Genomic DNA, 12,585 nt, shown 5'->3' on the forward strand with positions numbered 1-12,585 from the left:
TTGTTGTAAGCGCAGATCAAACGATCGCAGCCTGCGGCAGCTCCTACGGGGCTGCCTGTTCGCGGATCACCCGGCGAATCATGTCCATCAGGGCCAGGGCCACCGGGGAGTGCAAGCAGCCATTGCGATAAGTCAGACCGATAGCCCGGGTGGTCTGGTTCAGCTCCAGGGGCAGGATGCACAGCTCGCCCGAGGCGATCTCCTGTTCCAGTTGATGGGCGGACACGGCGGCGAGCATGTCTGAACGCAACAACAGGCCGCGGATGATTGCCATGTCGCCGCTTTCTACGACAGGCCGGGGCGGCGCAATGCCGAACCGGGTGAAACACTCATCGAGCATTTGCCGGGCGGGCGAGCCGGCGCGAGGCAGCACCCACCGGGCGACGCCCAGTTCATCGTGCGGCACGGCTGTCGAACAGAGCGGGTGACCGCGCCGCGCCAACACCACCATGTCTTCCGTGAGCAGCGCTTCGCCGACCAGGTCGCTGGCGTAGGCCTCCGGGCGCAAGGCACCAAAGACGAAATCGACATCACCGGCACGCAGCTCTGTCGCCAGTAGATCAAACGGACTTTCGTTGGTGATCACCTGGATGCCCGGGTGTTCGGCCATCATGCGCACCATGGCTTCGGGCAATATTCGGGTGCGGCCCAGGGGCAGGGCGCCGACCTGCACCACACCTTGCAAGGTGCCGCGCAGAGCGGTGATGTCGGTCTCGATATGGCGCAACTCGTTCAGCGCCCGGCGGATCGGAAAGAGGATTTCATGGCTGGCGCGGGTTGGCTGCAACCCGCGAGGCGTGCGTTCGAACAGCGGTTGGCCGCAGCGGCTTTCCATCACCTTGATGGTCGAACTGATGGCCGGCTGGCTCAGGCCGAGCAGGCTGGCGACGGTCTGCATGTGGCGGGTTTCGCAGAGTTTGACGAACACTTGCAGGCGCCGGGTCTGGAACAGATACAGCGGTTCGACCGCACGTTTATCCGCGCCATCGAGCAGTCGCGGCACACTGTCCAGCTCGGCCAGCACCCGACGTGCCCGAGGCAGCAGGCGATCGCCGAAATCGGTCAAGCGCATGCCGTTGGCGTGGCGTTCGAACAATGGCACATCGAGCCGTGCCTCCAGCTCGGAGATCGACCGGGTCACCACGGATTGAGCGCGAAACAGCGCCACGGAGGCCCTGGAAACACTCCCGTGATCGGCCACCCGGACGAAGGCGCGCACGTGCATCAGGCTGGGCAGTTCAGTGGATTCCATGGGGCACGGGCTCTGCAAAGGGGCATTTGAGCTGGACTATGCAGCTACCATTTCCGGATGGCAATAAAAAAAACGCATACCTCAAACACTTCAATGCATTACTCCTGGGGCGGGTCGCGATGCGATCCTCGTTCGAAACGCAGGAGGAGAATCCGCAATGATCGAGTCACCGAAAAACGCGCTGGTCGTCAGCGCCCACTCTGCCGATTTCGTCTGGCGCGCGGGCGGTGCCATCGCGCTGCATACGCAACAGGGTTATGCCGTGCACATCGTCTGCCTGTCCTTCGGTGAGCGCGGTGAGTCCGCCAAGCTGTGGCGAAAGGGCCAGATGAGCGAAGAAAAAGTCAAAGCCGCGCGGCGTGAAGAGGCCCAGGCCGCCGCAGATATCCTGGGGGCCAGCGTCGAGTTCTTCGACATCGGCGACTACCCGATGCGTGCCGACAAGGAAACCCTGTTTCGCCTGGCGGATGTGTTTCGTCGCGTCCAGCCCGAGTTCGTCCTCAGCCACTCGCAGAAAGACCCTTACAACTACGATCACCCGTTGGCCATGAACCTGACGCAAGAGGCGCGCATCATCGCCCAGGCCGAAGGCTACAGGCCGGGGGAGAAAATTGTCGGTGCGCCGCCGGTCTACAGCTTCGAGCCGCACCAGCCCGAGCAATGCGAATGGCGCCCCGATGTGTTGCTGGACATCACTTCGGTCTGGGACAGGAAGTATGCGGCCATCCAGTGCATGGCCGGTCAGGAACACCTCTGGGAGTACTACACGCGCGTCGCCCTGCAGCGCGGTGTGCAGGCCAAGCGCAACGTCGGCATCACCTCCAGCCGCGACATCATTTATGGCGAGGGCTACCAAAGTATCTTCCCCCGCGTCACGGAGAACCTGGCATGAGCGAGCTGATCGGAAAGACCGGCGTCGTCGTGCGCAACATCCCCAGGGCCGAGCAGGCCCTGGTCGATGAACTGGGGCGCTTCGGTGTCGCGACCATCCACGAGTCCCAGGGGCGAAAAGGCCTGCTGACGTCTGCGATCACACCGATTCAACGAGGGTCGGTCGTCAGCGGTTCGGTGGTCACGGTGCTGGTTGCACCGGGTGATAACTGGATGTTCCATGTGGCGGTGGAGCAGTGCCGCCCCGGCGATATCCTGGTGGTTGCCCCCAGCTCGCCGTGCACCGACGGTTACTTCGGCGACCTGCTTGCCACTTCGCTCAAGGCCCATGGCGTACGTGCCCTGGTGATCGACGCCGGCGTGCGCGATACCCACACCCTGCGCGAGATGGGCTTCCCGGTCTGGTCCCGCGCCATCAGCGCCCAAGGCACCATCAAGGAGACCCTCGGTTCGGTCAACCTGCCGCTGGTGTGTGGCGGTCAATTGGTCAACCCGGGCGACGTGGTGGTAGCCGATGACGATGGCGTGGTCATCGTGCGTCGCGGCGAAGTTGCACAGGTGGTCGAAGCCAGTCGCGCACGGGCCGACCTGGAGGAGCAGAAGGCCTTGCGCCTGGCCAAGGGCGAATTGGGGCTGGACATCTACAACATGCGCCAACGGCTCGCGGAAAAGGGCCTGCGCTACGTCGACAGCCTCGATGAGCTCGGAGACTGAGCATGGGCCAGACACGTATTCCTTGCCTCTTGATGCGCGGCGGGACCTCGAAAGGCGCGTACTTCCTGGCCAGCGACTTGCCTGAACAGCAAACGCTTCGCGACCGCGTGCTGCTGGCGGTCATGGGCTCGCCGGATGCGCGGCAGATCGATGGCATCGGTGGCGGCGACTCGCTGTCCAGCAAGGTGGCGATCATCAAACCCTCCACACGCACCGACGCCGATGTCGACTACCTGTTCGCCCAGGTACTGGTCGATGAGCCGCGGGTCGACTATGGCCAGAACTGCGGCAACATTCTCGCCGGTGTCGGGCCGTTCGCTATTGAGCGCGCACTGGTGACCGTGACGGGTGATGTCACCCCGGTGCGCATTTTCATGGAGAACACCAGGCAAATCGCGATTGCTCATGTACCGACACCGCATGGCGCTGTCAGCTATTCGGGCGACTCGCGGATAGACGGAGTGCCAGGATACGCAGCGCCGTTGATCGTGGCGTTCGAGGACGTCGCCGGCTCCAGTTGCGGAGCATTGCTACCCACCGGCAACGTTGTGGATCTGTTCGATGGCGTTGAAGTCACCTGCGTCGACAACGGCATGCCCGTGGTGCTGATCCGGGCCGAAGACCTCGGTCTGGGCGGCGATGAGAGTCCGGCACAACTGGATGCCGATACTGAGTTGAAGGCCCGCCTCGAATCGATCCGCCTGCAAGCCGGCCCGCGCATGAACCTGGGCGACGTGAGCCAGCGCAATGTGCCCAAGATGTGCCTGATTGCACCGGCACAAGCGGGCGGGGCACTCAGCACGCGGACGTTCATTCCGCACCGATGCCACACCAGCATCGGCGTGTTCGGAGCGGTCAGTGTGGCTGTTGCCTGCCTGATCGAGGGCAGTGTGGCGGCGAGGGTGGCGAGTGTCGTTGACGGCGAAATCAAGCAACTCTCGGTTGAACACCCAACGGGAGAGTTCACCGTAGAGTTGCGTCTGGACAATGATCGTTTGCTGAGTTGCGGCCTGATGAGAACTGCCCGATTGTTATTCGATGGGGTCGTATGTATTTCGCGGACGCTATGGCCGGGCAATCAGGGTTGTTGAACGTTTTGTTCCAGACCATCGGGCCGGCGCCGCAGATTCGATGCTCGATGTGCCCTGTACAAGCCGGGCCAGTGTGAACGCAACACCACGGCAACTGCGTTAGCGGATGCGATCATGCGAATCTCGTATCGGACCGCAAAAAGAATGCGAGGGTGGTTTCCTAGGCCTCCCTCGCATCTGTTCACGCGCAAAGCCTCAAGCACTGCCAAAAAAGATATCGGTACTCTCGACATGGGCCCCGACCACGGTGATGGTCGTTGTTTGTCCGCCAGTCTCGGCAACCGTCACGACGCCGTCTGCACCGGTGTTATCGATCGATTGGACAACGGCGTTCGGGTCGCCGTTGAGCACCAGCTTGTCTTGCACGCCTGAACCCGTATCGAAGCCGGTGACCTGGTACAGGTTTTCATTGACTGACAGATCGATGTTGAACGCATCCTGCTCACCGATCGTGCCCACCAGTGTGAAGTCGAAGGGGGCGTTGGCCGGGTCGTTGGCGAACAGGTTGGCGTCAAATGTACTGGTCGCCGAGTCCCCATCCTTGTCCGTCAGCGTCGCGCTGAACGCCAGCTGGACATCGCTGGCCAGACTCTCGCTCTGCTGAATGAACTGGATCACCGGGATCTTGATATCGCCCCGGCCCATCGTCAGCTGAACGGCGTCGATCAGTGACGCACCCGCCTTCTCGACGAGGAAGGACACCTGTCCGCCAGCCTCCGGCGTCAGGGTGTTCACCTCGACGCGGTCCGAAAACGTGCCATCGGCGTAGTAGATCCTGTAGTACAGGTCTTCGGTCGCCGTGTTGTAACCCGCCACGGAGTTGTCGATGAAGACCTTCATGCCCGTCAGCAGGGTCTCTGGATTGATCACGAAGCTTTCATCGGCGGCGCTGATGGCCGCCAGGTTATCGCCCTGGAAGACGTTGTTGCCGACGCCGATGCCGGACGTGCTGACGTTCATGGATGCAGGGTCGATGTACGACGGCAGGGGGTTGGTCTGTAGCGCGGCTTCGGTGGGGTCGGGGGCTCCGAGCCCGATGCCGCTGAGGATGTCCGCGGTCGAGGCCAGCGCCTTCGCGGAAAAGAACACGATCTCCTCGGATGTCGAAGGAATAGCCGGGTCATTCGTCTGAGGAATCAACAAGGTGCGCACCGGATCCGGGCCGCCGGCAGCGAGCGAGCCGTCGGCACTGCTGAGCACGATCGTCGAACTGAAGCCCTGCACCAGATCCAGTGCATAGTGACCATCGGCATAGGCGGTCAACGTGTAGTCGACGGTAGTATTTGCCGTTGCAGCGTTGTTGTCGAAATCACCGGTCAAGGTTCCCGTGAACTGGTACGCGCCATTGGCGTCCGGTGATGGCGTCTGCTCGGTGAGCGTGCCGGTCCCGGTCGTGGTCGTGTTGTCGGGCCTGACGAGGGTGAACTGATCATTGACCAACGAGATGTCCAGACCGGCCGCACCCAGCCCGTCGGCTCCCGTCGCCATATTCCAGAATCCGGATTGCGCCAGGACGCTACCGGTCCCGATCAGGTTGCCGAAACTGAGTGCCGGACCGTCATCCTTGAACACCAGGTTCTGCCCGATGTTCAGGGTTGCCAGGGCGCTGTCGCCGTCTGCGTCGGTCTTGATCGCGGTCAGCGTCACCAGGTTGTCCGAGGTCAAACTCCTCGAATCATCGGGATTGCTTGGGTCGGCATGCACCACGGCGCGGGCCTGGTCGAGCGTGACGCTGCCATTGGTGGCGACGCTGACCGTGAACACCAGCAGGTTATTGAGGGCTGTACGCCCTTCGACCACGGTGCCGTTGAGCGACAGGTTCACCGCCTGGCCCGAGGCCGTGTCGATCAACCCGGAGGCCCCGGCCACCACGCCCAGCGCGTAGGTCAGGGTGCCGGCCCCATCGGCGCCAAACGCCGAATTGAAGTTGGCAGCGAAGCTCTGGGTATCGTTGGTCGCCAGTACCGTCTCGTCCACCGTCAGCGTCGGCTCCACACCGGTGGTGGTGATGCTCGGTCCGTCGTCCTTGAACACCAGGTTCTGCCCGATGTTGAGGGTCGCCAAGGCACTGTCGCCCTCCTTGTCGGTGATGGTCGCGGTCAGCGTCACCAGGTTGTCCGAGGTCAGGCTCGTCGAGTCATCGGGATTGGTGGCGTCGGGATGCACCACGGCGCGGATCTGGTCGAGCGTGACGTTGCCATTGGCGGCCACGCTGACCGTGAACACCAGCAGGTCGCTGAGGGCCGTACGCCCTTCGACCACCGTGCCATTGAGTGACAGGTTCACCGCCTGGCCCGAGGCCGTGTCGATCAACCCGGAAGCCCCGGCTACCACGCCCAGCGCATAGGTCAGGGTGCCGGCACCATCGGCGCCAAATGCCGAATTGAAGTTGGCGGCAAAGCTCTGGGTGGCGTCGGTCGCCAGTACCGTTTCATCCACTGTCAGCGTCGGCTCCACGCCGGTGGTGGTGATGCTCGGGCCGTCGTCCTTGAACACCAGGTTCTGCCCGATGTTGAGGGTCGCCAGGGCGCTGTCGCCGTCCCCGTCGGTGATGGTCGCCGTCAGCGTTACCAGGTTGTCCGAGGTCAGGCTCGTCGAGTCATCGGGATTGGTGGCGTCGGCATGCACCACGGCGCGGATCTGGTCGAGCGTGACGTTGCCATTGGCGGCCACGCTGACCGTGAACACCAGCAGGTTGCCCGTGGCAGTGCGGCCTTCCACCACGCTGCCATTGAGCGACAGGTTCACCGCCTCGCCCGAGGCCGTGTCGATCAGCCCGGAAGCCCCGGTCACCACGCCCAGCGCATAGGTCAGGGTGCCGGCACCATCGGCGCCAAATGCCGAATTGAAGTTGGCGGCGAAGCTCTGGGTGGCGTCGGTCGTCAGTACCGTTTCGTCCACCGTCAGCGTCGGCTCCGTGCCGGTGGTGGTGATGCTCGGTCCGTCGTCTTCGAAGACCATCCGGGAGCCGATTTCAGTGGTCGTAACAGAGGCTTTTACCAGCGTGAAACCACCGATATCAAAGTCGGCGTGGTCATTGCCCTTGGCATTGACGGCGGCCCCGTTCTCCACGAGCACGCGGTTGTGATCCGACGCTGTGGTGTATTCAATCTGGTAGCCGGCTTTAACGCCGGTGATGGTTGCAACGCCTGCAGCGGTAAAGCTGATGGTGATGGCCGGATCATTCACCGAACCGTCTGAATTCTCGATCACCAGCCCGGTGCTATTGTTGACGACGCGGACATTGGTGATGGCCACCGTCGCATCATTGGCATACCCATTGATGAAATTCACACCAGGTTCAGCAGCGGTGCTGAATGCGCTGACCCTTACCACGGCGCTCTTGCCGCTTTGCAATTGCACCACGTCGAAATTGGCCGATTTCGTATTGAAGACGTCGGTAAAGTCGACGTTGGCTTCAAGGTCGGCTTCGTTCTGGTCCAGGTTGGGAACGGTCACATCCTGCCTGGCACCGGTGACGAACGAAAAGCGGATGCCCTCTTGCTCCACAATCATCTGGTTGTTGGTGCCGAAGGTGGTCGGGCCGCCCGCCTGGCTGGTATTGATCGTGTCACCAGTGTTTATGTTGACGCCGCTTGACTGGTCTGCGGGGTCCTTGCCGGTGGCGATGATCGTGGGATCGGTGATCCGCAACACACCACCGTCATCGATAACGTTCGGGTTTGCCTTCGTGAACATCAGGAACAGGTTCTGACCGGAGGGCGCATTGGCCAGGCTGAACTCCAGGTCCTCACTGGTTCCGATGAAAACCTTGTCCAGCAGATTGAGCGAATCATCGGCGTTCGTCACATCGGGATGCTTGAGCGGCTGGTATTCCACGGTCCAGAGCTTGCCGCCCGTGACCGGCGAACCGGTTTCTTCAATGTAGGCCGCAAACACGATCGCGCCGGCCGGGCCCCCGGCTCGACCCAGAACGATGTTGTTGTCGTTCGTATCGGTATAGAGAAGGATGCTGGTGCCATCGAGGGTATCGAGTCCGCTGTCCAGGCCATCGAGCGGTGCGCCTGAGCTGTCGGTGAAGCTGATATCGGTAATGCTTGCGCCGGGCGCGGCGGTGATGGTGAATGCATCGCTGCCGCTGTTGTCGGCGGCACCGGTATAGCCGCTCAAGGCCGCACCCGTTGCGGTTCCGGCCCCCAGTGCGGATAAACGGGTAGTGAAGGTCGTGGGCAGGGACGCCAGCAGAATGTCGTTGTCGTCAGCGTCCCCCGCGGGGGTTGGCGTGGCGGTGCTGTTCTGCAACCCCGCCGTTTCGTCCAGCGTAACGCTCTCGCCGGTCGCCACGACGCCCAAAGTGCTGGCGGTAATCGATGTTGTCACCAATGAGCTATTGAGGTCAGTGGTGAGGGGCTGGGTAAATAGAGCGATCGGATCGTTCGTTGACGATAGATTTTTTTTGATAGTAGCCATGATTTTCTCCAAAGCAGTTGCAGACACCAAGGCCTGACCGTGGACCTTTTTCTGGTACATGCCACAACTATGGATAAACGCCGGACGATATACATCGGCCGATACTCCCAGGCGGGCTGGGAGATTCAGACTACCGGGAGGGGGAGACGGGATGACGCGAAGCAACGGAGCCGCCTATTCCGCATGTGACGACTCAGTGCTTGTAACGCAGTGCGTCCACCACTACGCCAAACGCTGAAGAATGCTCACGGCGATTGGGGTAGTAAAGGTGGTAACCGGCAAAAGGCTGGCACCAGTCTTCGAGTACCCGCACAAGGCTACCGTCGGCAAGCTCCCTGGCGACCATATCTTCTGGCAGAAACCCCAAGCCGCACCCCGCGACGGCGGCGCGCAGGATCGGCACACTGCTGTTGAAAGTCCATTGCCCTTCGACACGAGCCTTGAGTTCGTGCCCGTCCTTTTCAAAATCCCATTGCATCAGGCTCCCGTGGGTGGGCAGGCGCAAATTGATGCAATTATGTGCGGCCAAATCCCTTGGCTCTTTCGGAATTGGCCGCTGTTTGAAGTATTCGGGAGACCCCACTACCGCGATGCGCAACGAGGGGCCGATCGGCACGGCGATCATGTCCTTGGCCACCTGGTCTCCCAGGCGCACGCCTGCGTCGTAACGCTGCGCGACGATATCGGAGAGGGCGTAATCGACGGTGATTTCGATTTTGATGTCCGGGTAGTCGGGCAGCACCTTCAACAGCTTGGGCCAAAGGATGTTGTTCGCCGCATGTTCGGAAGCTGATATCCGTACGTTGCCGGCCGGGGTGTCGCGAAACTCGCTGACCGCGGCCAGTTCAAGTTCGATTTCGTCGAAGCGCGGCGCCATGGACTGATACAGCCGTTGACCGGCCTCGGTAGGGGATACGCTGCGCGTGGTCCGGGTCAGCAGGCGAACGCCGAGCCTGGTTTCGAGCGCGCGCATGGTGTGGCTCAGCGCGGACTGCGAGACGCCCAGTTGTGCGGCGGCGCGAGTGAAGCTGCCTTCGCGGGTAATGACCACGAAGGCTTGCAGATCGTTGAGGTTGGCGCGGGACATTGATGAAAGCCTCTCATGCAGAGCGCGGGATTATTCCATGTAATCAGGTTCCGCATGGATGCGCGACCCCATCGAGCTCATCACAAGGTTCTGGCGTAGAAAGGCGTCAACTTGCCGAGTGCAGCGTCCACATACTTGGGAACCCAGTAGGTTTCGATGTGAGTTGCGCCATCGATGATGAACAACTCTTTGTCCTTGGTACCGGTGGCCTTGGGGAACGCATCCTGGGTCATGTACAGGCTGTCGGCCTTGCTGCCGGCGATCATCAGCAATGGCTGATTGATCAGTTCGATCTGGTGGGTGGCGTCGAAGCGCATCAGGTCCAGCAGGCTGCTCGTGGTGTATTTGAAGGTCGAGTCAGGGTGGGCGTGCGTCTTCCAGTAGTACTCATAACCCTGGCGATACAGCTCGAACGGCAGTTTGGCGATTTGCTCGTCGGTGAGGTTGGCATCGCCCGAGTAGAGCACCTCGCCGCCGGCCGCTTCCTGGGCGCGGGCAGCGGAAGCCTGTTGCAGGCGTTGCTCGATGGTGTCCAGTTGCGAGTCGTTGTAGCCATTGCGACGCACCCGGCCAGAGTTGAACATGCTCACGGTCGCCACCGACTTGAATCGCTTGTCGGTTTGCGCCGCGGCCAATGAGTAACCACCGCCGCCGCAGATGCCGAGCAGACCCAGGCGCTTGCCGTCGACGCCGGCATACTGAGTGATGAAGTCCGCCATGCCGTGAATATCCTCGATACGGTACGCCGGCTTATCGATACTGCGCGGCTGTCCGCCACTTGCACCTTGATACGCGGCATCGGCGGTAATGGTGATGTAGCCCTGTTCAGCCAGTCGCTGGGCATACAGACCGGCGACTTGCTCTTTGACGCCGCCGTTCGGGTGCGCCACCACCACCGTCGGGTAGACCTTCTTCGCATCGTAGTTGGCCGGGGTGTAGACGTTGGCAGCGATGTCCAGGCCATTGAGCTTGTAACTGACCGGGTGGATGTTGACCTTGCCGGGCTCGTTCCTGGTGATTGCACCGTCGTAAGCCAGGGTGAACGGGTTCTTTTTGTAGTCGGCGGCACCGGCCTCGCCAGCAGACATACCGACCATGGCGGTCATCAGCGAGGCTTTCACAATGGTGTTTCTCATAAGCGTCTCCGGAGCATTGAAAGGGGGTGTTTGAAAAAGTGTTCTGTAGCCGTCAATCCAGATGTTTTTCGGTCAGGAACCCGGACACCAGGTCCGCGATCTGCACGTTGTTCAAGTCCGACATGGGGAAGTGGGTATTGCCCTTGATGCCAATCTCCGGCAAATGGATCAGCCTCACGTCACCGCCGTGCCGGTTGACGGCATCGCGCCAAAGCCGGGCCATGGTGAGGCGCGCGCGCCAACTGTCCTGGGCGGGCAGGTCGACGGCCTGCTCCGGGATGTTGTCGCCGTACAGGATCAGGATCGGAATGCGCGTAAGCGCCATGAACTGATCCATTGGCACCGCCGCGCCTTGCACCGTGTCGAAGGCGCTGGGAATCGGCGCGGGGACTTCATCCTGCGCGAAAACGAAGCTGCTGCCCGGCTCGAAAGCCACGATGGCCTTGACCTTGTTGTTCTTGATCGCCGTCAACCAGCCCGGCCCGCCACCCTGCGAGTGAGTGAACAGGATGCCGGGGCCGATTTTGTCGAACACCGCCGACACGCCATCGGAGACCACGTTCATGTCGAACGGCCCGATGTTCGGCGTCATTGCGCGGAAGAACTGATCGCGGGTTTGCGCGTCCCGGGCAACCTGCACACCTTCGAAATAGTCGGGCCACAGGCCGATGCGGAACTGGTTGAACCAGAGCTGCTCGTCCGGGACAGGCTTGACCGTTGCTTCGACCATGCTGCGCCCGGCATCGCCACGGCGCGGCTGGTCGATCAGATACACGCCGAACTGGCGACGCAGAAAGATATTCTGGAAACCTTCGCGGCCATCCGCGGTGGTTTCCCAGGTCTTGGAAAACTGGCCGGCGCCGTGCCACATGACGATGGGCAGTTTTCGCGCATCGACCGGGATCTGGTAGAAGGTGTAGGCATGGTCGCCGTGGTAGGTCTGGCCGTCTGGTGCCATGGGCTTGCGCGGATTGAACGTGCCCGGTGCGGTGGTCATCGTCCCGCCGGCGGCAAAGCTGCCTTGCTCCTGAATCACCAAGGGCGCGGCGGCATTGGCATGGCTTGCACCGGCGGCAAGCACGCTCAGCAGGGCGACGCCCAGCAGGTTTTTTCCAGTCGACATGTTCAACCTCCCGAGGCAGCAAGTGCCTGTGTCAGGGCTGTGCCTGCACGTTTGGCCGATTGTTCATCGCCGTGTGTGGCCAGTACCTCGATGACCTGGCGCAATTGCTCCACGCTCAACCCAACCCGCATGCTTGCCCGCATGTGCGAGCGCAACTGCGACTCCACCCCCGGCGTTGCGGCCAGCGCGCCGACGGTCGCCAGCTCGCGGCTTTGCCAGTCGAGGTTGTCGCGCTCGAAGATGTCGCCGAACAGATGGGTTTGCAGAAACTGGTTGATGACCGGGGCGAAATCGAACACCGGACCCTTGACCGGCCCACCCGAAATACGGGTTTGATTGGCGGTTCCTGCCGCGAGCAACGCCTCACCGGTTGCAATGGCGCGGCTGGGTTCACGTCCAGGCTCATCGTGGATGCCGCGCTGTTGGCGCGCTTGCACCACCGTCATCAGTTCATTCAATGCATTGAGACTGCGGGGGAAGCCGACATAGGCGTAGAGCTGCACCAGGATTTCCCTGGTCTCGCTGACCGTCAGGCCGGCATCCAGGCCTTGGTTCAACGCAGCGTTGAGCCTGGGCATGTCACTGGTCGCCATGAATGCTGCGATCAGAGGAATGGCCTGTTGCCGGGCCGACAGTGTTTGTGCCGCAGGTTGTGTACTGCTCATGAGTTGCGATGCCTCGGCGTTCTGTGTGGCAACACCCGACACCAACCCTAGGCCCAGACACAGGGCTATCAACGCGGGGAGGGGGCCGGTCTTGCGATGTGCGATCGGTGTGTCAGTGGTCATCGTGGAAGGCTCCATCCATTGCTCATCACTGCCTTGCGGGCAGTGTTCGGGTGAGGTTTGATCTACAACAAA

The 12,585-nt window shown here is 61.7% G+C and carries 9 protein-coding genes; 3 read left to right on the forward strand and 6 right to left on the reverse strand.

All coding sequences use genetic code 11. From position 1 onward, the window contains the following. Window positions 1-43: 43 nt before the first annotated feature. Window positions 44-1,252 carry a LysR family transcriptional regulator gene (locus ACM6G4_RS11935; RefSeq protein WP_414913748.1) on the reverse strand — a complete coding sequence of 403 codons (1,209 nt, stop codon included), beginning with the start codon at window positions 1,250-1,252 and terminating at the stop codon, window positions 44-46. A 157-nt stretch (window positions 1,253-1,409) separates the two neighbouring features. On the opposite strand from ACM6G4_RS11935, the gene galB reads away from it, so the two are divergent. The 3 genes from galB to ACM6G4_RS11950 are packed head-to-tail and all read left to right on the forward strand — an operon-like array spanning window position 1,410 to window position 3,948. Continuing rightward, window positions 1,410-2,144, forward strand: coding sequence for a 4-oxalmesaconate hydratase (gene galB / locus ACM6G4_RS11940; RefSeq protein WP_414913749.1), 735 nt, complete (start codon window positions 1,410-1,412; stop codon window positions 2,142-2,144). Continuing rightward, window positions 2,141-2,857, forward strand: a complete 717-nt coding sequence (locus ACM6G4_RS11945; RefSeq protein ID WP_414913750.1) for a 4-carboxy-4-hydroxy-2-oxoadipate aldolase/oxaloacetate decarboxylase — start codon at window positions 2,141-2,143, stop codon at window positions 2,855-2,857. Before galB ends, ACM6G4_RS11945 begins: the two co-directional genes overlap by 4 nt. 2 nt (window positions 2,858-2,859) lie before the next feature. Next, the gene (locus tag ACM6G4_RS11950) at window positions 2,860-3,948 is read left to right on the forward strand and encodes a 4-oxalomesaconate tautomerase (protein WP_414913751.1); all 1,089 of its coding nucleotides are present in this window, start codon (window positions 2,860-2,862) and stop codon (window positions 3,946-3,948) included. Window positions 3,949-4,143: 195 nt separating this feature from the next. Here ACM6G4_RS11950 and ACM6G4_RS11955 read toward each other — a convergent pair whose 3' ends face one another. The 5 genes from ACM6G4_RS11955 to ACM6G4_RS11975 form a co-directional block, all read right to left on the reverse strand. Beyond that, window positions 4,144-8,379 carry a DUF5801 repeats-in-toxin domain-containing protein gene (locus ACM6G4_RS11955; RefSeq protein ID WP_414913752.1) on the reverse strand — a complete coding sequence of 1,412 codons (4,236 nt, stop codon included), beginning with the start codon at window positions 8,377-8,379 and terminating at the stop codon, window positions 4,144-4,146. Between the two features lie 193 nt (window positions 8,380-8,572). Continuing rightward, on the reverse strand, window positions 8,573-9,466 hold the full coding sequence (locus ACM6G4_RS11960) for a LysR family transcriptional regulator (RefSeq protein ID WP_414913753.1): 894 nt from the start codon (window positions 9,464-9,466) through the stop codon (window positions 8,573-8,575). A gap of 80 nt (window positions 9,467-9,546) precedes the next feature. After that, window positions 9,547-10,602, reverse strand: a complete 1,056-nt coding sequence (locus tag ACM6G4_RS11965; RefSeq protein ID WP_414913754.1) for an alpha/beta hydrolase — start codon at window positions 10,600-10,602, stop codon at window positions 9,547-9,549. A gap of 52 nt (window positions 10,603-10,654) precedes the next feature. Then, the gene (locus ACM6G4_RS11970) at window positions 10,655-11,725 is read right to left on the reverse strand and encodes an alpha/beta hydrolase (protein ID WP_414913755.1); all 1,071 of its coding nucleotides are present in this window, start codon (window positions 11,723-11,725) and stop codon (window positions 10,655-10,657) included. A 2-nt stretch (window positions 11,726-11,727) separates the two neighbouring features. Then, window positions 11,728-12,513 (reverse strand): carboxymuconolactone decarboxylase family protein, encoded by a 786-nt coding sequence (locus tag ACM6G4_RS11975; protein ID WP_414913756.1) that lies wholly within the window; start codon window positions 12,511-12,513, stop codon window positions 11,728-11,730. Between the last annotated feature and the right edge of the window lie 72 nt (window positions 12,514-12,585).

Source organism: Pseudomonas sp. IT-P258 (genome assembly GCF_949767825.1).
GTDB classification, from domain to species: Bacteria; Pseudomonadota; Gammaproteobacteria; order Pseudomonadales; family Pseudomonadaceae; genus Aquipseudomonas; species Aquipseudomonas monachiensis.

Excerpts from the sequence above, each read along its gene's own strand:
- ACM6G4_RS11935 (WP_414913748.1), bottom strand. The coding sequence starts at position 1,252 with ATGGAATCCACTGAACTGCCCAGCCTGATGCACGTGCGCGCCTTCGTC.
- galB (WP_414913749.1), top strand. The coding sequence starts at position 1,410 with ATGATCGAGTCACCGAAAAACGCGCTGGTCGTCAGCGCCCACTCTGCC.
- ACM6G4_RS11945 (WP_414913750.1), top strand. The coding sequence starts at position 2,141 with ATGAGCGAGCTGATCGGAAAGACCGGCGTCGTCGTGCGCAACATCCCC.
- ACM6G4_RS11950 (WP_414913751.1), top strand. The coding sequence starts at position 2,860 with ATGGGCCAGACACGTATTCCTTGCCTCTTGATGCGCGGCGGGACCTCG.
- ACM6G4_RS11955 (WP_414913752.1), bottom strand. The coding sequence starts at position 8,379 with ATGGCTACTATCAAAAAAAATCTATCGTCAACGAACGATCCGATCGCT.
- ACM6G4_RS11960 (WP_414913753.1), bottom strand. The coding sequence starts at position 9,466 with ATGTCCCGCGCCAACCTCAACGATCTGCAAGCCTTCGTGGTCATTACC.
- ACM6G4_RS11965 (WP_414913754.1), bottom strand. The coding sequence starts at position 10,602 with ATGAGAAACACCATTGTGAAAGCCTCGCTGATGACCGCCATGGTCGGT.
- ACM6G4_RS11970 (WP_414913755.1), bottom strand. The coding sequence starts at position 11,725 with ATGTCGACTGGAAAAAACCTGCTGGGCGTCGCCCTGCTGAGCGTGCTT.
- ACM6G4_RS11975 (WP_414913756.1), bottom strand. The coding sequence starts at position 12,513 with ATGACCACTGACACACCGATCGCACATCGCAAGACCGGCCCCCTCCCC.